Source organism: Phnomibacter ginsenosidimutans, assembly GCF_009740285.1.
GTDB lineage: Bacteria > Bacteroidota > Bacteroidia > Chitinophagales > Chitinophagaceae > Phnomibacter > Phnomibacter ginsenosidimutans.
This window is the reverse complement of sequence record NZ_CP046566.1, coordinates 3,404,851-3,427,379: the sequence shown is the minus strand read 5'-3', so window position 1 is coordinate 3,427,379 and position 22,529 is coordinate 3,404,851. Positions and strand designations below refer to the sequence as shown.

Annotated in this window: 25 protein-coding genes; 9 read left to right on the top strand and 16 right to left on the bottom strand. The window is 47.6% G+C overall.

The genetic code is table 11. The features are described from left to right. The 3 genes from ftsZ (at position 1) to GLV81_RS14825 (ending at position 3,025) form a co-directional block, all read left to right on the top strand. Positions 1-1,971, top strand: a complete 1,971-nt coding sequence (gene ftsZ, locus GLV81_RS14830; protein WP_157479566.1) for a cell division protein FtsZ — start codon at positions 1-3, stop codon at positions 1,969-1,971. Between the two features lie 125 nt (positions 1,972-2,096). Continuing rightward, positions 2,097-2,432 carry an NAD-dependent epimerase/dehydratase family protein gene (locus GLV81_RS20590; protein WP_246186035.1) on the top strand — a complete coding sequence of 112 codons (336 nt, stop codon included), beginning with the start codon at positions 2,097-2,099 and terminating at the stop codon, positions 2,430-2,432. Continuing rightward, a complete protein-coding gene (locus GLV81_RS14825) occupies positions 2,339-3,025 on the top strand; it encodes a TIGR01777 family oxidoreductase (RefSeq protein ID WP_246186034.1) in 687 nt (228 codons plus the stop codon). The genes GLV81_RS20590 and GLV81_RS14825 overlap by 94 nt, the downstream gene beginning before the upstream one ends. A 51-nt stretch (positions 3,026-3,076) precedes the next feature. Here the strand turns inward: GLV81_RS14825 and GLV81_RS14820 are convergent, their stop codons facing one another. The 4 genes from GLV81_RS14820 to GLV81_RS14805 all read right to left on the bottom strand — a co-directional run bounded on the left by GLV81_RS14820 (position 3,077) and on the right by GLV81_RS14805 (position 6,230). Continuing rightward, on the bottom strand, positions 3,077-3,565 hold the full coding sequence (locus GLV81_RS14820; RefSeq protein ID WP_157479565.1) for a hypothetical protein: 489 nt from the start codon (positions 3,563-3,565) through the stop codon (positions 3,077-3,079). A gap of 50 nt (positions 3,566-3,615) precedes the next feature. Beyond that, entirely contained in the window at positions 3,616-4,398 is a 783-nt protein-coding gene (locus tag GLV81_RS14815) for an ABC transporter permease (protein ID WP_157479564.1), read from the bottom strand. Positions 4,399-4,528: 130 nt separating this feature from the next. Beyond that, positions 4,529-5,422: an ABC transporter ATP-binding protein gene (locus GLV81_RS14810; RefSeq protein WP_157479563.1), complete on the bottom strand. Its 894-nt coding sequence runs from the start codon at positions 5,420-5,422 to the stop codon at positions 4,529-4,531. A gap of 103 nt (positions 5,423-5,525) precedes the next feature. Next, the gene (locus GLV81_RS14805) at positions 5,526-6,230 is read right to left on the bottom strand and encodes a DUF1003 domain-containing protein (RefSeq protein ID WP_157479562.1); all 705 of its coding nucleotides are present in this window, start codon (positions 6,228-6,230) and stop codon (positions 5,526-5,528) included. A gap of 94 nt (positions 6,231-6,324) precedes the next feature. Between GLV81_RS14805 and GLV81_RS19545 the strand changes: the two genes are divergently transcribed. Further along, positions 6,325-6,498 (top strand): hypothetical protein, encoded by a 174-nt coding sequence (locus GLV81_RS19545; protein ID WP_197428432.1) that lies wholly within the window; start codon positions 6,325-6,327, stop codon positions 6,496-6,498. Between the two features lie 121 nt (positions 6,499-6,619). Here the strand turns inward: GLV81_RS19545 and GLV81_RS14800 are convergent, their stop codons facing one another. Beyond that, entirely contained in the window at positions 6,620-7,735 is a 1,116-nt protein-coding gene (locus GLV81_RS14800; protein ID WP_157479561.1) for a TlpA disulfide reductase family protein, read from the bottom strand. Between the two features lie 263 nt (positions 7,736-7,998). Here GLV81_RS14800 and trxA point away from each other — a divergent pair, with 263 nt between their 5' ends. The 3 genes from trxA to GLV81_RS14785 all read left to right on the top strand — a co-directional run bounded on the left by trxA (position 7,999) and on the right by GLV81_RS14785 (position 10,319). Further along, entirely contained in the window at positions 7,999-8,373 is a 375-nt protein-coding gene (gene trxA, locus GLV81_RS14795) for a thioredoxin (RefSeq protein ID WP_157479560.1), read from the top strand. 153 nt (positions 8,374-8,526) lie between these two features. Beyond that, positions 8,527-9,273, top strand: a complete 747-nt coding sequence (locus tag GLV81_RS14790) for a DUF6508 domain-containing protein (protein WP_157479559.1) — start codon at positions 8,527-8,529, stop codon at positions 9,271-9,273. 35 nt (positions 9,274-9,308) lie between these two features. Beyond that, positions 9,309-10,319, top strand: coding sequence for a metal-dependent hydrolase (locus GLV81_RS14785; protein WP_157479558.1), 1,011 nt, complete (start codon positions 9,309-9,311; stop codon positions 10,317-10,319). On the opposite strand, the gene GLV81_RS14780 is transcribed toward GLV81_RS14785, so the two are convergent. From GLV81_RS14780 to GLV81_RS14750, 7 genes are all read right to left on the bottom strand, one after another. Continuing rightward, entirely contained in the window at positions 10,320-10,916 is a 597-nt protein-coding gene (locus tag GLV81_RS14780; RefSeq protein ID WP_157479557.1) for a phospholipase D-like domain-containing protein, read from the bottom strand. It abuts the gene before it with no gap. Positions 10,917-10,957: 41 nt separating this feature from the next. Beyond that, the gene (locus tag GLV81_RS14775) at positions 10,958-11,506 is read right to left on the bottom strand and encodes a phospholipase D-like domain-containing protein (protein ID WP_197428430.1); all 549 of its coding nucleotides are present in this window, start codon (positions 11,504-11,506) and stop codon (positions 10,958-10,960) included. Positions 11,507-11,553: 47 nt separating this feature from the next. Further along, positions 11,554-12,312, bottom strand: a complete 759-nt coding sequence (locus tag GLV81_RS14770) for a hypothetical protein (RefSeq protein ID WP_157479555.1) — start codon at positions 12,310-12,312, stop codon at positions 11,554-11,556. A gap of 72 nt (positions 12,313-12,384) precedes the next feature. Further along, a complete protein-coding gene (locus tag GLV81_RS14765) occupies positions 12,385-12,912 on the bottom strand; it encodes a hypothetical protein (protein ID WP_157479554.1) in 528 nt (175 codons plus the stop codon). A gap of 65 nt (positions 12,913-12,977) precedes the next feature. Further along, positions 12,978-13,373 (bottom strand): ribosomal maturation YjgA family protein, encoded by a 396-nt coding sequence (locus GLV81_RS14760; protein ID WP_197428427.1) that lies wholly within the window; start codon positions 13,371-13,373, stop codon positions 12,978-12,980. Positions 13,374-13,466: 93 nt separating this feature from the next. Continuing rightward, complete coding sequence (dxs, locus tag GLV81_RS14755) at positions 13,467-15,404, bottom strand: 1-deoxy-D-xylulose-5-phosphate synthase (protein WP_157480768.1); 1,938 nt, start codon at positions 15,402-15,404, stop codon at positions 13,467-13,469. A gap of 140 nt (positions 15,405-15,544) precedes the next feature. Then, the gene (locus tag GLV81_RS14750) at positions 15,545-16,456 is read right to left on the bottom strand and encodes a hypothetical protein (protein ID WP_157479552.1); all 912 of its coding nucleotides are present in this window, start codon (positions 16,454-16,456) and stop codon (positions 15,545-15,547) included. A gap of 207 nt (positions 16,457-16,663) precedes the next feature. Here GLV81_RS14750 and GLV81_RS14745 point away from each other — a divergent pair, with 207 nt between their 5' ends. Together GLV81_RS14745 and GLV81_RS14740 are read left to right on the top strand one after the other, a co-directional pair. Further along, positions 16,664-17,419: a phosphoglycerol geranylgeranyltransferase gene (locus GLV81_RS14745; RefSeq protein ID WP_157479551.1), complete on the top strand. Its 756-nt coding sequence runs from the start codon at positions 16,664-16,666 to the stop codon at positions 17,417-17,419. Positions 17,420-17,593: 174 nt separating this feature from the next. Beyond that, positions 17,594-18,397, top strand: coding sequence for a prohibitin family protein (locus tag GLV81_RS14740; RefSeq protein ID WP_157479550.1), 804 nt, complete (start codon positions 17,594-17,596; stop codon positions 18,395-18,397). A gap of 10 nt (positions 18,398-18,407) precedes the next feature. Here GLV81_RS14740 and GLV81_RS14735 read toward each other — a convergent pair whose 3' ends face one another. The 4 genes from GLV81_RS14735 to GLV81_RS14720 form a co-directional block, all read right to left on the bottom strand. Continuing rightward, positions 18,408-19,736 carry an APC family permease gene (locus GLV81_RS14735; RefSeq protein WP_157479549.1) on the bottom strand — a complete coding sequence of 443 codons (1,329 nt, stop codon included), beginning with the start codon at positions 19,734-19,736 and terminating at the stop codon, positions 18,408-18,410. A 15-nt stretch (positions 19,737-19,751) separates the two neighbouring features. After that, positions 19,752-20,591 carry an SRPBCC domain-containing protein gene (locus GLV81_RS20585; protein ID WP_246186033.1) on the bottom strand — a complete coding sequence of 280 codons (840 nt, stop codon included), beginning with the start codon at positions 20,589-20,591 and terminating at the stop codon, positions 19,752-19,754. A gap of 75 nt (positions 20,592-20,666) precedes the next feature. Continuing rightward, the gene (locus tag GLV81_RS14725; protein ID WP_157479548.1) at positions 20,667-21,236 is read right to left on the bottom strand and encodes a hypothetical protein; all 570 of its coding nucleotides are present in this window, start codon (positions 21,234-21,236) and stop codon (positions 20,667-20,669) included. A gap of 117 nt (positions 21,237-21,353) precedes the next feature. After that, a complete protein-coding gene (locus GLV81_RS14720; RefSeq protein WP_157479547.1) occupies positions 21,354-22,268 on the bottom strand; it encodes an extracellular catalytic domain type 1 short-chain-length polyhydroxyalkanoate depolymerase in 915 nt (304 codons plus the stop codon). Between the last annotated feature and the right edge of the window lie 261 nt (positions 22,269-22,529).

Below are 22,529 nucleotides of genomic sequence, written 5' to 3'. Positions count from 1 at the left end.
ATGATCCACTTTGATATGCCCCAGGAAAAGTCCAACATCATCAAGGTTTTAGGTTTTGGTGGTGGTGGCGGCAATGCGGTGAACCACATGTTTCGGCAGCAAATTCAGAATGTTGATTTCATCATTTGCAATACCGATGCACAAGCATTGAACAGTTCACCCGTTCCGTATAAAATTCAGTTGGGCCCACACCTCACACAAGGTTTGGGTGCAGGTGCCAATCCTCAAGTTGGTAAAGAAGCTACCGAAGAAAGCCTCGAAGAAATTCGCCGCATTCTCGAAAGCGATACCAAGATGGCTTTTATCACTGCCGGTATGGGTGGTGGTACAGGTACTGGTGGCGCACCAACTGTAGCCAGAATTTGTAAAGACCTTGGCATTCTTACCGTTGGTATTGTTACTACGCCTTTTCAGTTTGAAGGTCCTAAGCGTATGGCGCAAGCCCGCAAAGGCATCGAAGAACTGAAAGAGCATGTAGATACATTGCTGGTGATCAGCAACGATAAACTGCGCAGTCAGTTTGGCAACCTGAAAATGAAAGAAGCATTTTCAAAAGCCGATGATGTATTGACTACTGCGGCCCGTTGTATCACCGATGTGATCAACGCCAACGGTCACATCAACGTTGACTTTGCAGACGTTTGTACTGTAATGCGCAATGGTGGTGTGGCCATCCTTGGTAGTGCTACTGCCGCTGGTGAAAACCGTGCCATCAAAGCGATTGAAGCTGCTACCAATTCACCATTGCTCAACGACAATGACATCCGCGGCGCCAAGTGGATTCTGCTCAACATCAGTTCTGCTGAAGGTGAGTATGAATACACCATGGAAGAACTGGAAGCTATTCAGAACTATGTTCGTGAGCAAAGTGGTGAAGACACCGATGTCATCATGGGTATGGGTTACGATGAAAACCTGGGCGACCAGCTGGGTGTAACCATCATAGCTACGGGTTTTGATCACAAAGACCCTTTTGAAAAAGCAAGTGCTGTAAAAACAGCTGCTCCCAAAGCCATGCCGGTAGCTGAGCCACAAATTGTGCTTACCCTCGACATGAATGCTACTGAGGCTAAAACTGAAGAAGTATTTTTTCATAAGCCAACAGAAGTAGCTCCCGCTGCACCAGTTGTGAATGAAGAAACAGCTGAAGTGTTTACACTGGAAACACCCGAGCTGACTGCAACAGTAGCAACTCCTGCCACGCCTGAAGTGGAAACAGAAGTGGAGGAAACTATTGTAGCCATGGCACCAGAAGCCATTGCTCCTGAAACAACGGTAATGGAAACACTTCGTGCTGTAGAAGAAGCCAGCATGCCATTCATGTTCGAATTGCAGGTAGAAGATACAGCTACAGTTATTCCTCCTTCAGTAGAAGAAGTGAAAGAAGAAGTGGTGATTCCTACCCCTGTTTTTTTGAGCAGACCAGCACAGATTTATGCAGAAGCATCTGCCGTGCAGAAAGAGGAAACACCTGCTGAGGAAAATGTAATGCCCACCATGCAGGAAATGCCTGAGGTAGAAGTGCCTGCTGCACCGGTAGCCCCCATTGTAACGGAAACGCCGGTAGAGCCCTGGAAGCCTACTTTGCAGGAAGAGTACAACGAAGAAGCCGCTGCAGTATCTGGCATTAGCCTTTCTTTCGAAGAGTCAACTTCACCTGTGGCAGAGCATGGCCAAATCAGCATGTTCGACAACAGCAGTGCACAAGATTTATCTGAAGATGAAGAGCAAAAGCGCCGGGCAAAGGAACGCATCAACCGGTTGCGCAACCTGAGCTACAACCCTTCTCACCTCGATACCAACAGCGAGTTTGAGCAGGTGCCTGCTTACTTGCGCCGTGACATGAACCTGCACAACAGCATTGCCAATGTAGAAGATTTCTACAGCCGTGCTCAGGTAAAATCAGATGATAACAACCAGGCCACCATCAGTACGTTGAACAACTTCCTGCATGGTGAAAAACCTGATTAGTCGTATTAGCTTAGATTGTGTTTTTAGTTGAAGTAAGGCCCCGCTATTTTTAGCGGGGCAATTTTTTTGTGGGCATCTTTGCCGAACAGTGTAGCTGCGTTGCTGTTATATCATAAATCGTACACATGCATCCTAAAACCATATTGATTACTGGTGGCACAGGCTTGGTAGGGCAATACCTTACCAACATGTTGTTGGCGGCCGGTCACGAAGTGATTGTGCTCACCCGCAAGCCCGCCCATCAGCCTGCCAAACAAGGATTGTCTTTTGCCAAATGGGATGTAGCATCTGGCTTTATAGATGCTGCGGCTGTGGCTGCAGCAGATGCGGTGGTGCATTTGGCTGGCGCCCCTGTGGTAGCCAAGCCATGGACCGATGCTTACAAAAAGAAATTGTTGACAGTCGTGTACAAAGCGGGCAGCTCATTGCGGAAGCTTTGCGTACCCTCGACAATAAAATAAGCACAGTAGTGAGTGCATCAGCCATTGGTTGGTATGGTGCCGATGTGTCAGGTCATCCGGCATTTGTAGAAACCGATCCTGCAGATGCGCAGTTCCTTGGCGAAACCTGCCGTTTGTGGGAAGCCGCAATAACACCTGTTGCCAGCATGGGTCGTCGACTGGTAATTCCACGCATTGGCATTGTGCTGGCAAAAGATGGCGGTGCTTTGGCGGAGTTTAAAAAACCGCTGCAATTCAGGGTGGCAGGTGTACTCGGCAATGGCCGGCAAATGGTGAGCTGGATTCACATTCACGACCTCTGCCGCATGATCATTTATACCTTGTATGAACCTTCGGTAAATGGAGTGTACAATGCCGTTGCACCACATCCTGTAAGCAACGAAGCTTTAACGCTGACGCTGGCAAAAGCTATGCACGGCAAAGCGTTCATCAAAATGAACGTACCCGAATTTGTGCTCAAAACCATGATGGGCGAACGCAGTGTGGAAGTATTGAAAAGCACGAATGTTTCGGCACATAAAATTCAATCAGCGGGCTTTACTTTTCAGTTTCCAACCATAGAAAAAGCATTGCAAGATTTGGCAGGGAAGTAAGCATCAAATTCAACGTTTCTTCACCAATATTATTTTAAGAGAAAGCCATTTCTATTGATATAACAAATTCAAAGTCTCTTTGATGCGGTCGCAAAATGCGCTTACTTCTTTTGTAAGATGTTTGGAATGGAGGTCGATATAAAATTTCTTGGAGATGTTTTTTTGTCCAAGTTCGAAGTAAATGCCGCACCCATCCGTACAGTCTGGACACCCAAGCTTTTGTTCTCTAACATCGGTATCTAGAAAAGTATTCGGAATTTGTTGGACAAGTTTATTAACGATAAGAAGTTTTGTAGGATCTTGAATTGGTGTTTTGCAAATAATGCGACCGTTAAGTTTAAAAAAACTATCAGTTGTGTCTACAAACAATTGATTTGAGTCACTTTTCATGTTGTAACTATACATAGTTGCACAGTGCCCCAAGCATTCGCCACAATACACTCCAAAAATGATATATACTGGTTGCTGCTGGGAACCAGTCTCCTGATGACCTTTTGTTTCAGTGGGTGTTTGTGCGAAACTGGTTTGTGCGATGATCAAAAGGCATAGTATAAATGTATAGTGAGGCATGCTGCACAAATATTCTTGATTTACAAATCCTGTTTTTCAAATTTGCGCAGCGAAATAAAGTGGTAGAACACAATCCATGCAGCAATAATGATCAGCAGTATCCACAGCTCTGGCCGGTTGGGCAGCATTTTGCCAATGAACGGAATCTGAAACAAATCATCTGCAACCTGTAAGGGCGCTATATAGCTGCCGATTGGTGTATTGGTTTGTCCGCTGATGAAACCACTAATCAGGTTATCGAAAATGAGGGCATAGATAAAGAAGATGCCCACCGATAAGGCTGCTCTCCGCAGAAACAACGCCAGCATAAATGCAAAGAGCATATATGTGTAACTGGTCAGGAAAAAGTAGCCAATAAACTCGAGGTTGCTTACAGAAAAGGAAGTGCCCGAAGCAAAGCCAAACACCAACGATGCCAGCACCATCATAAGGGTGCAAATGGCAGCGAGGATGGCGGCCATCACGAGTTTTACACTCACAAATTGTTTGCGGCTCCAGCCATCAATAATGTTTTGCCGGTGGGTGCGGTAGGTAAATTCATTGGTCACCAAAAAGATCATAATGAAGCCCGGAAAATACAGCAGCCAGCCGGTGAGCCAGCCTACGGTTTTCCAAACATCAGGAAAGCCGAAAGGCCCGCTGGTCATGGCTTTCAGCAAAGGGTCGGCTTCGTCAATGGCTTGTTTTACTTTGAACACAATCATGTTCAAACCAAACACGGAGATGATAAACAGAGCAAACAAAATCCAGAAGGTTTTGTAGTGCCTTATTTTCATCCATTCTATTTGTAATAGTGATTTCATAATATGTTTTTTAAGAGGCTAAAAGCAGAAGGCTGAAAGCAAAAAGCGAAATGCAAAAAGGCAAATAAATCAGAGTAAGTTTTTCAATTTCTTATTCTTCATTCCTTATTTCTTTTTCCATATTTCCAGCTCATCCTGTCAGTTCAATAAACTTGCTTTCGAGGCTTTTCTTTTTCTGTTGTAAATGATTGAGCACTACGCCCTGTTCAAAGCAGTATTTGTTGACAGCGGCCAAATCGGCGGTGCCCGGTGCAAAGTGAATGCTGCATTTGCCGGCTTCTGCTTCGTGCACACCGGTGTTGAGCGGCATGCTGCGTAGCACCTGCATCAATGCGGCTGCGTTAGCGGCACCTACTTCCACCACATCATCATGCGCCAGTATTTCATCTACATGACCACTGGCTATCAGTTCGCCTCTTTTCAAAATGGCCACATGGGTACATACTTTTTCTACTTCATCCAGCAGGTGGCTGGCCATAATAATGGTTTTGCCTTCGTGTGCCAGCTTTTTAATCAGGTCACGTATTTCTGCAATGCCCACGGGGTCGAGGCCGTTGGTAGGCTCGTCAAACACCATCACTTCCGGGTTGCCAATGAGGCAACTGGCTATGGCCAGGCGTTGTTTCATACCCAGCGAGTAGGTTTGAAAAGCGCTGTCTTTGCGTTGAAGCAGGTTTACTCTTTCCAGTACGCCATCAATATCGGGGTTGCTTACCCCTTTAATGGCGGCCGCAATGCGCAGGTTTTGCACCGCACTCAGGTAGTGGTAAAAGTTGGGTGTTTCCAATAGCGTACCAATCTTTTTGCGATGATCCGCAGTGGGTGTTTCGCCAAACAACTGAATGCTGCCCGAGGTGGGCTGCAATATGTTCATGATAAGGCCCAGCATGGTGGTTTTGCCACTGCCGTTAGGGCCAAGAATGCCATACACTGTGCCTTTGGGTATCGTCAGGCTTACGCCTTTGAGTGCCTGTATGCGGCCATAGTGTTTTACAAGGTTGTTTACTTCTAGTACGTGTGCCATGTAGTGAAAATAAGTGCTCCACTGCATTTGCCCAACATTTCATGACTATCGGCCATTAGGCCTGCTAACCGGATGCTGCGCCATCACCAACGCATGTATGCCATCAGGCACGGGGTGGTTGCTGTCCTATTTTTTTCATCAAATCTTCCAGATAGTCTATTTGCACATCTTGTATTTCCAGCAGTTTTTTGTTTTGATGCACCAACAGGTGATCAATCTTTTCGCTCAATAATTTTATTTCGAGTTCTGCTTTCAGGTTGATTTTATAATCATGCTCCGCCCTCAAGCGGTCTTTTTGTTCTTGTCGGTTTTGGCTCATCATAATTATGGGCGCCTGTATGGCCGCAAGGCACGACAAAATAAGGTTGAGCAAGATGAATGGAAACGGATCGAAAGGTTTGCTGCTGAGCACCCACACATTCACTGCCATCCATATCATTAAAAACGAGAAAAAAGAAAGAATAAAAGTCCAGCTGCCACCAAAACTGGCAATCATGTCGGCCAGTTTTTGACCACGGGTCAGCGTGGCTTCCATTTCAGGTTCTATGTTTTCGCTGAGGATGGCATTGTGCTGAATGGCCGTCATTACATCAAGGTCAATTTGTGCCAGTTCGCCTTTTTCCTGCTCCATGAGTTGCTTCAGGTACATCCGCCGAAAGGCATTCAACTCATCCAACGATAAAATACTGTCTTGGTCAAAGGCAGGGTGCTTCTCCCGAATCAGCGAAAAGATGCTGGTTCGAATCTCGCTGCCTTTTACAGCTTCCTGATTGGTGATGGGTAGTTGCGAAATAGAGCTCTTCAGCATAGCCAATGGTTTTGTTGTGGATCAATACAGCCGGCTGCACCACTGGTGAGTGCTTGCCGTTAGTGAATGTACCAGCATTGGGGCTATCAGCCTTGTGCATAGCGCAACAATTTTTCCCGCCCGCCTCACTACTCCTCGCCCCGGCGCAGCTACGCTGGCACGGGGCTGCGGGGTAGTTTCGTTGGTCGGGCAGCCCATCGGCAGTTGTGCAATGCCGGGCTATGGTATGCCGCTCTTGAAATTTGGTAAAAAGATATTGGTGCTGTAAAGGGGTAGGAGTATCCCATGCAAAAGCAAGCTTATTAGTAAGTGTGCATCTGCCACAAAACACAACAGGAACTACCTCGGTAGTTCCTGTTGTTGTATAAGATACAAAATGTAACGCTTGCTTATTTCAGCACTTCGGCCAGCTTGGCGGTAAGGGCTGCGCCACGCAGGTCTTTGGCAATAATGCGGCCTTCTTTGTCCAGCAAAAAGTTGGCAGGAATAGACTGCACTTTGTAGAGCTTGGCAGCAGCATTGTCCCAGTATTTCAGGTCGCTTACATGTGTCCAGGTCAGCTTGTCATCAACAATGGCTTTTTCCCACGCTGCTTTGTCTTTGTCCAGCGATACACCAAACACAGTAAAGCCCTTGTCTTTAAACTGATTGTAAGCAGCCACTACATTGGGGTTTTCTTCGCGGCAGGGAGCACACCAGCTGGCCCAAAAATCTACCAGCACCACTTTGCCTTTAAAAGAACTCAGCGATACAGGATTGCCGCTGGCATCGTTCATGGCAAATTCAGGAGCAGGTGAGCCAACAGCTGTAGCAGCACTGGCTGTTACCATTTCGCTGATTTTTTTGCCGAAGAATGTTTTTTGCACACCGGGAGCCAGACTGTCGTACAGGCTTTTCAAGCTGGTTTCGTTGCCCGGCTGCCCGAGGTATACCAAGCCGAGGTAAGCCGCCAATACACTGCCTTTGTTGGCTTTGGCAAATTTGATGGCTTCGTCTTTGGCTTGTGTTTGCAGGCCCATCAGCTGCTGCTCTATGCGCTGCATTTCGGGCATGTTTTGCTGCTGCTGTGCAGCCATATAGCTGGGGTACAGTGCCTGACCTTTTTCCATGATGGCCCGTACCTTGCCTTCTACATCTTTAAACAAACCCTGTGTGGCACCACCTTCAATTTTAGAAGTCCACATAGAGTCTTTGTTGGCGGTAATTTTTACCGTACCGGGGTCGCCCCAAAATGCCAGTTCAGAACCTTGGGTACCGGCCAAACGAATCACCAGCAGGTCGGGCGATTTTACGTCGAGTTTGTGCGAAAAAGCCGCTTTCTCAATTTTAATAGAATCAACTTTCTCACTTTCTCTTGAAGGAACAATCATTTCCATCCATCCACTTTCTACTCCGGCAATGGTGCCTTCGATTTTTACCGTACCACCTTCCAGGTTGTTGGCGTCTTTTTGTTTGCATGCACCCAACAGCGCTACGGCGGCCAGTGCCAGAATCAGCTTGTTCATTTGTCAGAATAAATTAGATGGCAAAGAAAGGTGTATTTGTTAAACCGATGGGTAATGTTTGATACTTATGGCTCCCCCTTTTGCAGTTCTTTACACCCACCGCCTGCCATAGCCCGCTTTGTGGCCGCTGCAAACCGGCCTGTTAATGGGACCTACATGTTTTGCTGCGCTTTCTGTGTGACGAATATCCCCTTCAGTTGCTGTTATGGGGGCTACATTTGTGCTACATCATTACCAAATCAAACATTTGTAAACGATTTATTATGGCAACCATAAAACTTACCACCGCCGATTTTAAGGCCAAAGTGTTTAACTACGACAATGCCAACGAATGGGCATTCAGCGGCGATAAGCCCGCAGTAATTGATTTTTATGCCGACTGGTGCGGTCCCTGCAAAGCCGTTGCACCCGTGCTGGAGCAACTGAGTGATGAGTACGCCGGACAAGTAGACATTTACAAAGTGAACACCGACATCGAACAAGAACTCTCGATGGTGTTTGGTATTCAGAGCATTCCTTCTTTGCTGTTCATACCCATGGAAGGCAAACCCATGATGCAGGCTGGTGCATTGCCCAAGCATGTGCTCAAATCAGTAATTGATAAAGAATTGCTGGGCCAAACGGCTACAGAACAATAAGCGTTTTACTAACAATGTGGTTTTAATGACAGCATGCACGGACTTTGGTCTGTGCATGTTTTTTTTAAAAAGATGATGAAGGTCTTTTTGTAAAACAGGATTGGCCTGTAGTTTGCGTCAGGTTGAAAATGCATAAATTACTGACGTTTACACATGGTACAATTTGATGGATATTGCCCCGAATGTTTGTTGCATGGCGAGCAAGTGCTCATGCAGCTCAACAACGATGGCTATCTGGAATGTCCGCAGAGCCGGCTGCAAATTGTGCTGCAGGGCAATAGCGCCGGCATACTTCGCTGGCGGGGCAATGGGCAGGTGCAGCCAGCCATCACGGCTTTTGAATCGCCTGTGCTACTCACAGAAACCATGAAGCTGGAAACAGAAGAAGCCGTACCCGATGAAACATTTGTATTGCAAGACAGCTGGGCATTGGAATGGTACCTGCACGAAGTGTACGATCATTACAAGGCTTACAAACGGCATCAGTTCAATGCAAAAGATCCGGTGTTTGAGCGGCAGCGTCAATTGCTGAGCGATATAACGCCAGCCCAATGGCAGCAACTGTTTGAAGGCTATCTGCATTTTTGCAATACAGGTATTACTATTAATGTGCTTCATCATCCGGTGTTTAAAAAATGGCATCAGTTATTGCTGAGTTATGGGGTGGTGTTCGAGTTCAACTGGCATGCATGGCATAGAGGTTGGGTCAACCTGCGCAATCCTAAGTTTAGTTTTTACCGCTCATCGCTGCTGGAGCTGTCCATGTATTTATCCGCCATTATTTTATCCGAACCTTTCGACGAAGGCAGCATTGAATTTTATTACAACAACAAAACCATCGAACGCATCATCATAGCCATGGAGCAACGCACCGGTGTGCAAGTACTCACCCTCGATTAGCGGGGCATGGTCAAAATCCGTTGTATCATTGCGGCATGGATTCTTTAACGCACATAGCCATTGGTGCCTGTATTGGCGAAGCCATGCTGGGCAAAAAGCTGGGCAAAAAAGCCATGCTGTGGGGCGCACTGGCCAATAGCCTGCCCGACATCGATTTTGTAGCTGGCTTTTGGATGCCTACTGCGGAAGAATTGCTAGCTCATCGTGGCTTTACGCATTCGCTATTGTTTGGGTTAATTGCTACGCCAGCACTGGCGTTGGCCGCCGACAGGCTGCACCGCCCACACAACATTCGCATGGCACAGTGGCTGTTGTTTTTTGGGGTGGCAGTTGGATTGCACCTGTTTATGGATGCGTTTAATAACTATGGCATCGGTTGGTTTGAACCATTCAATCATGAGCGGATTTCTTTCAATGCTGTGTATGTGGCCGATCCGTTTTTCAGCTTCATTCCGGCATTGGCTTGTGGGGCTATTTGGTGGAGCAAAAAGCCTGCGGCAAAAAGAAAAATGTGGTGGATGATGGGCTTACTCATGCCCGCATTATACCTCGTGTATTGCAGCTTCAATAAATGGACGATAGATAGTACGGTGAAGAAGGCTTTTGTGCAACAGCACATTCCACACCAACGATATTTTACCACACCGGCTCCGCTCAACAACTGGCTGTGGTTTGTGGTGGCTGGTAACGATAGCGGCTATCATGTAGGCTTCCGTTCTTTATTTGATAAAACCGACAGCATACACTTCGAATATTTTCCCCGCAATCAACACCTGCTCGATACAATAGCCGATCATACGGATGTGCAGCAGCTCATTCGTTTTTCACAAGAGTTTTATACTGTAGAACAATGGAATGACAGCCTGGTGTTCAACGACCTTCGGTTTGGCCAAATGCTGGGCTGGCAAAACCCACGGGGTCGTTTTGTGTTCCATTATTTCTTACAACATCCCGATGACAACAAAGTGATTGTGCAGCGTGGTCGTTTTAAAGGCTGGAACTGGCAGGTGGCAAAGGGGTTGGTCAAGAGAACAATGGGAGAGTAGCTAGCGTTGACGCTTTTCTTGTTTGAAGTAAAACGTAAATAAGAAGAACGTGATGCGGATGAAATCGTAATTGATGCGGTACCACAGGCGATGATACCACTTGGTTTGTCGGGTAAACGAGTCATTGTCGACCAACGTACATTGGTGCTGCATGATGTATTTGAGTTGCACTTCCACGTCTTGTGCAAAGCGGTCGTTCAATACATCCATGTTTAATTCTACACTGGCAAAAGTACTGATGTTGTTTACGTTGAATGAGCCGACAGTTACCCATTTGCCATCGTAGGTGCTGAGTTTGCCATGCAAGATATGGGGCATGTATTCATAAATCTGCATGTTGTGGCGCAGCATCCAATTGTATAAATACCGCTCTGCATTTTTTGCGGTTTTTACATCTGATTTTCCTGCAGTAATCACACAAACCTTGACGCCTCTGTTGGCAGCTTGCTGCATGGCTTTGCGCATTTTTCTGCCGGGCAAAAAATAACTCGACATCATGATGATGTGAGATTGCGCTTCCCGAAACATTTCCAAATAGCTGCGGGTAATTTGCACATGACCTCGTACCCAATCGTTTCTGCGTACTCTTACGGTCATGCAGTTGTGCAAGCTGGTGTCACAGTCAAATTGTTGAGCGGTCAGTCTTTTTTGCGGCTCACATCCCGCTGCCAAATGCGCAGGCAAACTACATCGAGTATAGCTGCGGCAGGACCTTCGCAGTACAACGCCCAGTCGAGCCAGGCGGGGTCATTGGGCAAATCATTGTAGCGGTTGCTGATGTTTACTCCACCTACCAAACAGCGTTGCGCATCGGCCACTACCACTTTGTGGTGCAGCCTGCGACCAAGGTAAAAATGCTGATTGTTGGCAACGCTGCTAAACCAACGAAAATGAACACCCGCTTCTTCCAGTGCGGCAGGCCAGCTTTGTTTCCAGCCTTCAGACCCATAGCTATCAAGCAATACATATATTGCTACACCACGACCCGCAGCTGCTATCAGGGCTTGCGTAACCTGCTGCCCTGTTGCGTCATTTTCATAAATATATGTTTGTAAATGGATGCAATTGCTGGCACCATCAATCATTGCAATCAGCTTATCAAAATATGTTTTACCACCATGCACCAATTGCACGGCATGGTTGTGGTGATACTGACTCAATAAAAACTGATGGCGGTTGCGTTTCATGATGTGGTTATCATGAAGGTACAATGCAAAAGAAAAAGTATGGGTGACTATTGCTGTTTCACAGTCCAGTGCTGTTTGATCAAGGCATTGATTTGTTGCTGACTTGTTTTGGAGAGCACTGGTTTCAGCCCGTCTTGCCGTGTGAGGCTCCATTGAAACAACAGGCGTTCATCTTCTGCTTGTTTGTATTGCAAGTCTTTGTTGCTATCCCGTAGGCAGGTTAGCAACAGAGAGTTGCTGGCTTCTATGTACTGCCAATGATTGAGGTGTAAACCTTTGGGTGTTATCCTGCGGAAATGTTTGCCCGTTCTGTCGCTGATGAATAATGAAGCACCGTCATTGTCGTCATACTGTCCATCTTTATTCAGGTCATCGGTAATGCATTGATAAAGAATGACAGAGTCTAATGCGGTAGGATAGTCACTTGCTGCTTTTGCTTCGGTAGCAGTTAGAATGATGCGCTGATCAGTAAGCAAATGTTGTTCGCCGGTACGGCTATTGTAAAAAAGAATATTCCAGCAGACCGATGTTTCTCTGCTGCCATACAGCGAAATCTTGCTGTCTGATTTGTCGACTGAACTGCCATTGAGGTAGAGTTTCATCATCATCCAACCGCTGCTGTCTATTTCGTCTATGCTCCAGTTGTTGGTAGCCACGGGTATCACTTCTGCACTGCTTACTTCAGTATCTGTCACGATTTCAGTTGCTGTGTTGTTATTATTGTTGTTCTCCACCGGTGTTTCCTCACGGCCATTGCTACAGGCAAGCAGCAGGCTGGCGAATGTGGCTACAAAAAGTTGTTTCATGCAGAAAGTTTGTACGCCTAAATATAAGTTCGTTACACTTTTCGTTTTCCCAACGAAATGACAAATGGTAAGCTATGCCTGCTTTTGCTGCCATGGCCAATGGATAGGTTGTCGTTGCTTTTTGGCAGGCCGTGCTTTTTTAATAAAAATGTAGCGGGCCGACAATCCGGTCTGGCTGTCGAAGGTTTGCCAACCGCCTTTGATGTTAACGGCTGGTTTGTAATCGGCACTCAGTAGTAGCTTGCCGAGTTTGATTTCGAGGCCCGCAATTACGGTGGCACCATACAGCAATTGATTGTTGCTGTTTGCTTCGGGGTTGCGTCGTCCCCAGTGTCCAATATGCGGACCAGCCCCGGCATAGAGGTTAAAGCCTTTGCCTGCCAATGGGAAATGTTTTTCCAGCAAGAGAGTGCCGGTGGTTTGGCGATGTAAAATGCGCTGTTGCAGTAAGGCTTCTACCGTTATATTTTTTGCCACCTGTTGTTGTAAGGTAAGTCCAATGTCGCCACCCAATCTGATGCCTGCAGCAGTGCTGTATTGTTGGGCAAAAACTTGGGTAAAAACAACGCTGAGCAATAGCAGCATTCTTATTCGCATCATGTTTTTCGTTTCTGTAAAAACGAATCACGATAGGTACATGATACAATGCAGATGATATAGTTTGGTTAAAGGCGGTTTCTTTTCTCCCGAACAACTTCAATCCACCAAACCAATGCAATGCCGGCTACATAGCACCACATATCTGCCCAGGCAAAATCGGTACCAATGATGGTGCGGGCCAGCCGGTTGTGTTGCAAACCTAGTAAACGTACCAGCTTCAAGTATTGCAGGCCTTCAATGGCAAAGGCAAAAAGCAATACTGCTATGGCGGTGCTGCGCCATGGCAAAGAAGGTTTCACAGATTTAACGCTGCAATAGATGAGGACAACCACCAACACATCGCCAATGTAAGGCCGTACAAAGCGGTCGTGAACAAACAGGGCTATCGCTATTTCGATGAGCAAAAGCAATAGCGCCGCCACAGCATATTGCCAACGGGAGAAGCCTGATAGATTTGCCATGTTCATGGCTACGAATATAACGGAAACCAATTGGCGCAAAAACAACAACGCCGACCAATGGCCGGCGTTGTATCGTATTATTCTAGCAGGTCTTTATTGCAGCAATGCGCCGCTGGTTACCTGTACTTTGTCTTTCATCAGTTCTTTTACAGTAGCTACAATCGCATTGGCGTCGTAACCACATTCTGCATGCAGCTCTTTCAGTGTGCCATGCTCTACCAGGCGGTCAGGGATGCCCAGCATTTTCACCTGAGCACTGTAACCATGCTGTGCCATAAATTCTAGTATAGCACTACCGAAACCACCAATAGTAGTGCCGTCTTCAATGGTTACAATCTTGCGGTATTTGCTGAATACTTCGTGCAGCAAGGCTTCATCCAACGGCTTGGTAAAACGCATATCGTAATGGCCGGGGTTGATGCCGTATTGATGCAGTTCTACGATGGCACTTTTGGCAAAATTGCCAGGATGGCCAAAGCTCAGAATCGCTACCTCTTCACCATCTTTCAGCTTGCGGCCCTTGCCAATTTCAATGGCTTCAAATGGTGTACGCCATTCAGGCATCACCCCTTCGCCACGGGGGTAGCGAATTACCATGGGCAGCGTGGTGCTTTCCAGTTGCGAAGTGTACATCAGGTTGCGCAATTCCTGCTCATTCATCGGGGCACTGATGATCATGTTGGGAATGCAACGGAAGTACGGAATATCATAAGCGCCGTGGTGCGTAGGACCATCTTCGCCCACCAAACCGGCACGGTCGAGGCAAAGCGTTACCGGCAGTTTTTGAATGGCAATGTCATGCACTACCTGATCGTAGGCTCTTTGCATAAAGCTGCTGTAGATATTGCAAAACACCCGCATGCCTTGTGTAGCCAAACCGGCACTCACAGTGGCGGCATGCTGTTCGCAAATGCCCACGTCGATGGCACGGTCAGGCATTTTTTCCATCATAAACTTCAGCGAAGAACCGCTGGGCATGGCTGGTGTTACTCCCCAAATCTTCGGATTCATTTCTGCCAGTTCTATGATGCTGTGACCAAACACATCCTGGTACTTGGGCGGCTGAGGCGTATTGAATTTCTTCTTGACGATTTCGCCCGATACTTTATCAAACAAACCGGGAGCATGCCACAAGGTTTGGTCTTTTTCGGCCAGGGCATAGCCTTTGCCTTTTACCGTAACAATGTGCAGGATTTTTGGTCCCGGAATTTTCTTCAGGTCTTCCAGTGTATCTACCAGCTTGGCTATGTTGTGCCCGTCGATGGGGCCAAAATAGCGGAGCTTCAATGCTTCAAACAGGTTGCTGCTGCTGCTGATGGCGCCTTTAATGCCTTCGGCCACTTTGTGGGCCATGGCTCGGGTAAAGCTTTTGCCTACGGGCAGTTTGCCAATGGCATTCCACACGTCATCTTTCAGCTTATTGTAGGTGGGGCTCAGCGAAATGTCTGTCAGGTATTCTTTCAACGCACCCACGTTGGGGTCGATGCTCATGCAGTTGTCGTTGAGGATGATGAGCATGTCTGCGTCGCTGACACCGGCGTGGTTCATGGCTTCAAAAGCCATACCGGCAGTCATGGCGCCATCACCAATTACGGCTACGCTTTTGCGGTCTTCGCCCTTGTACTTAGCGGCCAGGGCCATGCCCAAGGCTGCAGAAATAGAGGTAGAACTATGGCCCACGCCAAAGGTGTCATATTCGCTTTCGCTGCGTTTGGGAAAGCCACTCAGGCCTTTGTACTTGCGGTTGCTGGGAAAAATATCACGGCGACCGGTGAGTATTTTATGGCCATAAGCCTGATGGCCTACGTCCCATACCAGCTGGTCGTAAGGCGTATTGTATACGTAATGCAATGCCACAGACAGTTCTACTACGCCAAGGCTGGCGCCAAAGTGGCCGCCGTGTACACTTACCACGTCAATAATGTATTGTCGCAGTTCATTGCACACCTGATGCAGTTGCTCACGGCTCAATTTTTTCAAATCGGCCGGGCTGTCTATTTGTTTGAGTAATGTTCCGGGAGTTATTTCCATGCTCATGTGGGTACGAAAAGGCGAAAATAGGTAATAGTTTTTGCTGAGAATTCAAGCAATCGGTTAAACAGACTTTTACAAATAAAGTTTAGTTGCCTGCGAACTGCTATGATAATTGTCAGCAGGATGGGTGCTTTACGTTACCTCGGGGCCTTGCGTTTGATGCGGATGGTACCGTTGGTGGCGAGGCTACTGGAGAGGTTGAGGTCGTACCGCTGGGTGCCGGCATATACAATGCAGAGGGCGGTATTGGGCGGTATTTCGCCCAGGTTTTCGGCAAAAAGGGCTATTTCATTTTCGCCGGCGGCGAGTACCAATGGAATTTCTATGGGGGTGAGGCCCAGTAGTTTGTGCTCGGCCACCGGCTGCCGGTTGAAGAAAACCGACACCGTATCGAAATCCATTTTGCCATTGTCGTACAGGTGCAGCATAATGGTATCAGTATCCACTTCAATCAGCTGGCCTTTTACAAAAGTTCGCTGTTGCAGGGCTGAAACGGATGCCGGCACTTGCCGCTGTTGGCTGAGAGCTGTGTCGGCATTTTTGGCGGCTATTACAGGAATGGCGGCTACAGCACCCGCCTGTGTTTTTTTGAGGCTGGCCGTGGGTTGGGGCTTGGCTTTTTGCAGGCTGATATTAATTATGGGGCAGCCATAGCGGTAGTTTTCCAGCGGGTTGAGCTGGCCGTAGAGTACACTGTCGGGCCCATGGGTATAAAGGGTGAGGGAGCCATCCATTTGGCAATCGGGGGCATTGTTGTCTTTGGCAAAAAAGCTGATGAGCTTAAAAGGTTTGAACTCGATGGTGCCCGATTCGGGCCAGTACACACCGCTCACCTTGGTGCTGTATTCGTGCTGGCCAAAAAAGTAATTGAGGGTACCGGTAATGTTGTTGCCTTTTTTCAGCAAAATGAGTTCGCAGAGGTAAGTGTTGTAGGTGAGGCCGGCTTTCGATTCGCCGCGGCCATACCAGCTGCCGGTAATGACATACTGTGCCGAAGCCGCCTGCAGCAGCAGGCTCATCATCAGGGTAAGGAAAAAATAACGCATCATGGGTTTGCTTGTACAATTTAAACGCCAAACCCAGCACCGCCACCAAATATTAATAAAGCATTGGGGAAAAGACCGTTGGCAGCAGTAAGCCTTTGCTGTTAGCAGCACTGAATTTCAGTGGGTTGTTGGGGCTTTGGGTAAAGAAAATTGAGGGGGAAGGTTAGCCGTCCCGTTTTTTATTGCATTTTTGTTGCACACTCAATGCGAATGAAGCACAGGCTGTACGACATATTTGTAGAGAGGAAGCAGAAAGGCCAAAAGAGTTTTGCCGTGCTGATAGATCCCGATAAAGTGAACCGCAGCGGTCTCGATGAGCTGGTGCGGTTGGCTATGGATGCGAGGGTCGATTATTTTTTGCTGGGAGGCAGTCTGGTCATCAGCAACCATTTGGATGATTGTGTACAGCACATCAAGGCACAAACCGACATTCCCGTTATTCTTTTTCCCGGTAGCCCCAGTCAGGTAAGCAAGTATGCCGATGCATTGTTGTACCTCAGCCTCATCAGTGGTCGCAATCCGGAGTTGCTCATTGGCCAGCATGTGATCAGTGCACCGGTAGTAAAACAAAGCGGCCTCGAAATAATGCCCACCGGCTACATGGTGATTGATGGTGGTGCGCCAACAACGGTATCCTACATTTCAAATGCAGCACCCATACCTGCCGATAAAAATGAGATTGCCATGTGTACTGCCATGGCCGGCGAAATGCTGGGCATGAAGCTTATTTATATGGATGCCGGCAGCGGTGCCCGAAAGCCCATTACCGAAAGCATGATTGAAAAAGTGGCTGGTACCATTGAAGCGCCGCTCATTATTGGTGGCGGCATCACCGAGCCCGAAAAAGCATATCGCAATTGCAAAGCCGGAGCCGATGTGATTGTGGTGGGCAATGCCATCGAAAAAGATCCTTTGCTGATTAAAGAGATTGCTGCTGCCGTACACAGCAGTCGCGTAAATGCCTGACCGTTATCCGGCATTTTATTCCCGTTATTTATATCTACATGCTGCAAGTGCTAAGCACCTGTTAATTGCTGGCTTGGTATAACTGTCCATTATGCAAAAGGGCGGTGCTGGCTCATCTATACAGTACATGCGTTTGTAATTTTCACATCCATCACTTTCAAAATTGTATCGATTATGAAGCAATTGTTGACACTCGTATTACCACTCATTACATTAAGCAGTTGTGTGACTGTAAAACAAAATGAAGTTGGTGTAAAACGCCGCACTGGCACCATTGAAGACAAAGTAAGAAGCAGTGGCATGTACACCGTGGGGCCATGGTCCAGCATCATTAAAGTGCCCATCAGTACCATCAACCTGGCTACCAATGCCGACCTGCCTACCAAAGAAGGGCTGACCGTACAAAGTGAAATGAGCATTTTGTACCGGATCGATCGGGCAAAAATTCCTGACCTGCTCAGGAACGTGGGCGAGAATTATGAAGAAGTAGTGATATCGCCCGTTTTCAGAAGTGTGGTACGGGATGTAAGTGCCCGTTTTAATGCAAAAGATTTGCATACAGCCGAGCGGGCCAATATTGAAAAAACGATGCAGGCCGATATGGCCAAATACCTCGAACCCAGAGGCATTATTGTAGAAGGCGTGTTGCTGAAAAGTGTGAAGCTGCCCAAGGAACTCACCATGGCCATTGAAGAAAGATTGCGGGCAGAGCAAGAAGCGTTCAGAATGCAGTTTGTACTGGACAGAGAAAAACAGGAAGCGGAGCGTAAAAAGCTGGAAGCTGCCGGCATCAGAGATGCACAAAAAATTATCAGCGAAGGATTGAATCCCTTGCTCATACAATGGCGGGCTATTGAAGCCTTTAAAGAGTTGTCGAAAAGCAACAATGCCAAAGTGATTATTACCGATGGTAAAAGTCCTTTTCTAATGCAAGCAGATCCTGTTGTATCCGGCAAGTCACCTGCCGTCAGTCAATAAGTCCGATTGCTTACCCCTTGTTCGGCGGAATGCTTGTTGGCGTTCCGCTTTTTTTATTCCACCACCATAGCCCAGCACCCAAAACGATGATGAGCAATCCGCCCAAACTTGCTTGCCATTTTTGCATAAATCCGTAGTACAGTATCCATGCATTGATGAGTAAAAAAAGGATGGGTGTAACAGGATAACCCCATGTGCGGTAAGCGGGTTGCAGATGAGCATGCTTGCGTCGTAATATAAACACACCGGCTACCGTAAGGCTGGTGCTCAGGCTTAGGGTAAAACCAATAATGTCAATCACCAATTGAAACTGATTGAATAAGACAAGCACTAATGCAATGAGGCTTTGTGCCACAATGGCGATGCCGGGTACACCATGTCTGTTGATGCGCCCCAACACTTGCAGGGCTTGTACTTCGTGGCCAAGCCGGGCCGTAACCCTTGGGCCGGCAAAGGTCATGGCACTAATCGTGCTGATGAGAGAAATGGAAATGATGATGCCAAACAATTGGGCGCCATTGCTGCCGAGCATGTATTGTGCGGCTACAAATCCTACTTCAAGCTGCCCTTGCAAAGCACTGACAGGAGCGGCATACAAAAACGCATAATTGATGCACAGGTACAGCAACATGACCAGCACACTGCCAATGATAAGCGCCAATGGCAAGTTGCGGCCGGGTTGTTTTATTTCGCCGGCTATATAGCTAGCCGCATTCCAACCGGTATACGCATAGCTTACCCAATACAAATTGGTCACGAAGTTTGGATTGCTGAAGATTTCCTGCCAGCCGGCTTTGCTTGGTGCTACGTTGATGGTTTGCGGATGCATCACACTCAGACCGCTGATGATGAGCAACAGCATTACGCCCACATTGAGCAGTGTACTTATCTGCTGAAACCTTGCTCCCAACGAGGTTTTATAGGCATGTATAGCGGTGATGCAAAGCAGCGCCAACACAGCAGTGGTCAAAACAGGTAAAGTTGGAAATACACTGTGCAGATAGTTGCCCAATGCAATGCATACTGCCGCTACAGGGGCTGCAAAACCTACAATCGCACTGATCCATCCGCTAAGGAAGCCCAATAACGGACTATAGAGTTGCGACAAGAAATTATACTCGCCGCCATTCTGCGGAAACGCAGCGCCCAACTCGCCATATACCAGGCTGCCACACAATGCCACCAAACCGCCCACTACCCAAAGCATCAGTACGGCAAACAGGCTCTGCATGTTTTGCAACTGAAAACCAAGGCTGGTATAAATGCCACTGCCCACCATATTGGCCACTACCAAACTAATGGCCGTAGCCAACCCAAGCGTACGGGGTGTAGTTTTCATGCAAACATCATCTTGCTATTCGTGCTGGCCTTCAGTATACTGTCGGAAACTTTCCAAAATGGCACCCCAGCCGGCGTATTGCAATTCGAAGCTGTTTTCATATTCCGGATCGAAAGCTTCGTGTACCTGTGTGCCCGTATCTGTTTCCGTGAAAGTAACGTTGACCTTACGGCCATCTTCCATGTGATACGCCAGGCGGGTAAAAGGTTCTACCACATCAAACGTGCCGATAAAATCAAATCCCATGCTGCCGTCTTTGGCTTCCATGCGGTGGGTAAAGGAGCCGCCCACCCGCAGGTCAGCTTCGGCATGTGGAGTATGCCAATCGTCCGATGCCTGATTCCATTGTGTAACGTGTTCGGGCTGGGTAAAGCACTGCCATACGGTTTCAATATCAGCCAGTACATGGGTGCTGATGTGTATCTGAAAATCTTCCGATAATGCTTTTACTATTTCCAAAGCTTTAGGAAACATGTCTTCAAATGGACCGCAGTATGCTTCCAGTGTATCTACCGACACATGCAGCTTGGTGCCTGCAGCAGTTGCCTCCAATTGATAAGCTTCAATGTTGTCAGACCAATTTTCCGGAGGCGTTGTTTCTTCAAAATCTACTATTTCGCCCAAGTGTTTGAACCGCATGCTGCGGGGTGCTTCCATCTCCACAATATCGGCATACATGCCGCGGCCGCCCGGCGATAAAAAATGGATGCGGCTGCCTGGCTGCCAGGTGCTCACGGCATAAGAGCCTTCGCAAAAAGCCGTTGTCCATTTGCGGTAGAGCAAATCGTTCCAGAGTACAAACCAAACGGTTTCAGGTGCAGCATTGATGTCAATGGAAAAAGAAAGTGTTTGCATAGCAGTTGTTTGATGGATGGGCTGAAAAATACAACGCCATGCTGTAAGAAATGCATGGCGTTGTAAAAAGGAAAATTACAGGGTGGCTGGTGCGGGTACAACAATGTGTTTGTTGTTGTCAATCACCGGAATAATGTCGCCATTGCTACGCATGCTTTGCAACTCTTTCATGCCGCGGCGAAGTACATCTTCCAAATCGGTGCTGAGTTCCGTCAACTCTTCTTGCGTAAATGTGCGTGGTTTACGTTTGTTGATGAATTTTAGCAACCGTGTCATTCGCTTGCTGTCTGCCGGGTCTACCTGTACCAGTTCAACCCCGGCTTTAATGCCGCCCATTTGCGGTTGTGCCTCAATAAAATAAACCTTGCCAGCCTCGAGATGCCCACTGATAAACGACTTGTTTTCTGAACGGGCCCAAAAAATATGTGGTCCCGGTGCACATTCGTACAGCATGTATTTTTCGCCATTGAAGCGGCCTATGACTTGTGCACTGTCGAAAAAACTAAAGTTGATGAGTGCCCCTAAGCCAGATGGGCGAAGAAAATACACAAGGGCTTTGTCGGCCGGGGCTTCCTTCATGCCCTGCGCCATGGCTGCATGCATGCTCAGCAGCAGCAGGGGTAATACATACAAATGCTTTCTCATACGCCTCACTTTTTAGGTGCTTCAAAAGTAGCCAGGGTTTGATACAACCCCACACCGTTGCTACAGTTACTAAGCCCTTTGTAACAACGCCATTTGGCTTGTGGCCAAAGACGATTGTCAGGGTAGTTGATACTGCTGAAAAAAATCCCAGAGCAAATCGTTGGCATTGATGGCGGTGGAAGGTATATCGGAGCTGGGGCCGCCGGGCAATCCTCCGGGCCAGCCGTGGCCGCCATCGTTGGTAAGGTAAAAATGAATGCTGCTGTTGTTGCTGCAGCTCAGCCATTTTGTAAGGCTGTAGCTGCTGTTGCTAAAGCTCAGCTGGTTGGGGTTGGTGCATCCGTTTTTGCCCGACCACACGGTAAATACGGAATCGAGTGGCGGCACTGAAATGCCGGTTACTCCATTGCCTACACCACCCTGATAAGGCACATGCTGGTCGAGTTTGGAATGCATGTGCAAAATGGGTACTGGCCTTGCGGGGTTGCAGGGGGTAGACATCACCATGCTGCAACCATTGGGTGCAATGGCGGCAATTTTATTGGACAGTTCGCAGGCGAGGCGGTAGCAAAGCATGCCGCCGTTGGAGTGGCCGGTGACGTACACTTTTTTGGGATTGATTTTGTAATCGGCCAGCAGTTTATCTATGAGTTGGCTGATGAATTTTACATCGTCCACTTTGTTGTTCATGGCGGAGCCGCAGCAGCGGCCGGCATTCCAGGTGTTGATGACGCCGGTACCATCGGGGTACACCACAATGAAACCGGAAGCATTGGCTTTGGGAGTGAGGTTATTGGTGCTTTCGAACTGGGCACCGCTGCCACCGCCTCCGTGCAGGGCTATCACCAGCGACAAATTGCTGGCTTCGTAGTAATTGGGGGGCAGGTTGACAGTGTAAGTACGGGTGAGGCCATCTACCTGTATGCTGCTGTTGAAGCGGTATACTTTGGGGGTAGTAGGTGTGTCATCTTTTTTGCAGGCGGCCAGCAAAAGCAGCAAGCCGGCGAGGCAGCAGGTGATTTGGTTTTTCATAGGAGGGTAAACGAGAATAGGTGGGTAAGACGGGCAAATGTGCAGAATGTTTAAGTAGGAACGTTATCAATAGATAATAGAAAGAGTAAACAGAATATTCTTTACTTAAAAGATAGTGCCGTTAACTAAAAAAGCACATCGACTAACCTAAACAGTCACTCACATTAATTCGTGGTTCCTTTTTGGGAATTGGCATTGAGTTAGTATATGGTACTTTCACTCAATACATTTTGATGAGATAAACTATCGCCCCCCTTAAAT

Bases quoted from the DNA above. Each gene is read 5' to 3' on its own strand.
- ftsZ (WP_157479566.1), top strand. From the start codon at position 1: ATGATCCACTTTGATATGCCCCAGGAAAAGTCCAACATCATCAAGGTT.
- GLV81_RS20590 (WP_246186035.1), top strand. From the start codon at position 2,097: ATGCATCCTAAAACCATATTGATTACTGGTGGCACAGGCTTGGTAGGG.
- GLV81_RS14825 (WP_246186034.1), top strand. From the start codon at position 2,339: ATGGACCGATGCTTACAAAAAGAAATTGTTGACAGTCGTGTACAAAGC.
- GLV81_RS14815 (WP_157479564.1), bottom strand. From the start codon at position 4,398: ATGAAATCACTATTACAAATAGAATGGATGAAAATAAGGCACTACAAA.
- GLV81_RS14810 (WP_157479563.1), bottom strand. From the start codon at position 5,422: ATGGCACACGTACTAGAAGTAAACAACCTTGTAAAACACTATGGCCGC.
- GLV81_RS14805 (WP_157479562.1), bottom strand. From the start codon at position 6,230: ATGCTGAAGAGCTCTATTTCGCAACTACCCATCACCAATCAGGAAGCT.
- GLV81_RS14800 (WP_157479561.1), bottom strand. From the start codon at position 7,735: ATGAACAAGCTGATTCTGGCACTGGCCGCCGTAGCGCTGTTGGGTGCA.
- trxA (WP_157479560.1), top strand. From the start codon at position 7,999: ATGGCAACCATAAAACTTACCACCGCCGATTTTAAGGCCAAAGTGTTT.
- GLV81_RS14790 (WP_157479559.1), top strand. From the start codon at position 8,527: ATGGTACAATTTGATGGATATTGCCCCGAATGTTTGTTGCATGGCGAG.
- GLV81_RS14785 (WP_157479558.1), top strand. From the start codon at position 9,309: ATGGATTCTTTAACGCACATAGCCATTGGTGCCTGTATTGGCGAAGCC.
- GLV81_RS14780 (WP_157479557.1), bottom strand. From the start codon at position 10,916: ATGACCGTAAGAGTACGCAGAAACGATTGGGTACGAGGTCATGTGCAA.
- GLV81_RS14775 (WP_197428430.1), bottom strand. From the start codon at position 11,506: ATGAAACGCAACCGCCATCAGTTTTTATTGAGTCAGTATCACCACAAC.
- GLV81_RS14770 (WP_157479555.1), bottom strand. From the start codon at position 12,312: ATGAAACAACTTTTTGTAGCCACATTCGCCAGCCTGCTGCTTGCCTGT.
- GLV81_RS14765 (WP_157479554.1), bottom strand. From the start codon at position 12,912: ATGATGCGAATAAGAATGCTGCTATTGCTCAGCGTTGTTTTTACCCAA.
- GLV81_RS14760 (WP_197428427.1), bottom strand. From the start codon at position 13,373: ATGGCAAATCTATCAGGCTTCTCCCGTTGGCAATATGCTGTGGCGGCG.
- dxs (WP_157480768.1), bottom strand. From the start codon at position 15,404: ATGGAAATAACTCCCGGAACATTACTCAAACAAATAGACAGCCCGGCC.
- GLV81_RS14750 (WP_157479552.1), bottom strand. From the start codon at position 16,456: ATGATGCGTTATTTTTTCCTTACCCTGATGATGAGCCTGCTGCTGCAG.
- GLV81_RS14745 (WP_157479551.1), top strand. From the start codon at position 16,664: ATGAAGCACAGGCTGTACGACATATTTGTAGAGAGGAAGCAGAAAGGC.
- GLV81_RS14740 (WP_157479550.1), top strand. From the start codon at position 17,594: ATGAAGCAATTGTTGACACTCGTATTACCACTCATTACATTAAGCAGT.
- GLV81_RS14735 (WP_157479549.1), bottom strand. From the start codon at position 19,736: ATGAAAACTACACCCCGTACGCTTGGGTTGGCTACGGCCATTAGTTTG.
- GLV81_RS20585 (WP_246186033.1), bottom strand. From the start codon at position 20,591: ATGCAAACACTTTCTTTTTCCATTGACATCAATGCTGCACCTGAAACC.
- GLV81_RS14725 (WP_157479548.1), bottom strand. From the start codon at position 21,236: ATGAGAAAGCATTTGTATGTATTACCCCTGCTGCTGCTGAGCATGCAT.
- GLV81_RS14720 (WP_157479547.1), bottom strand. From the start codon at position 22,268: ATGAAAAACCAAATCACCTGCTGCCTCGCCGGCTTGCTGCTTTTGCTG.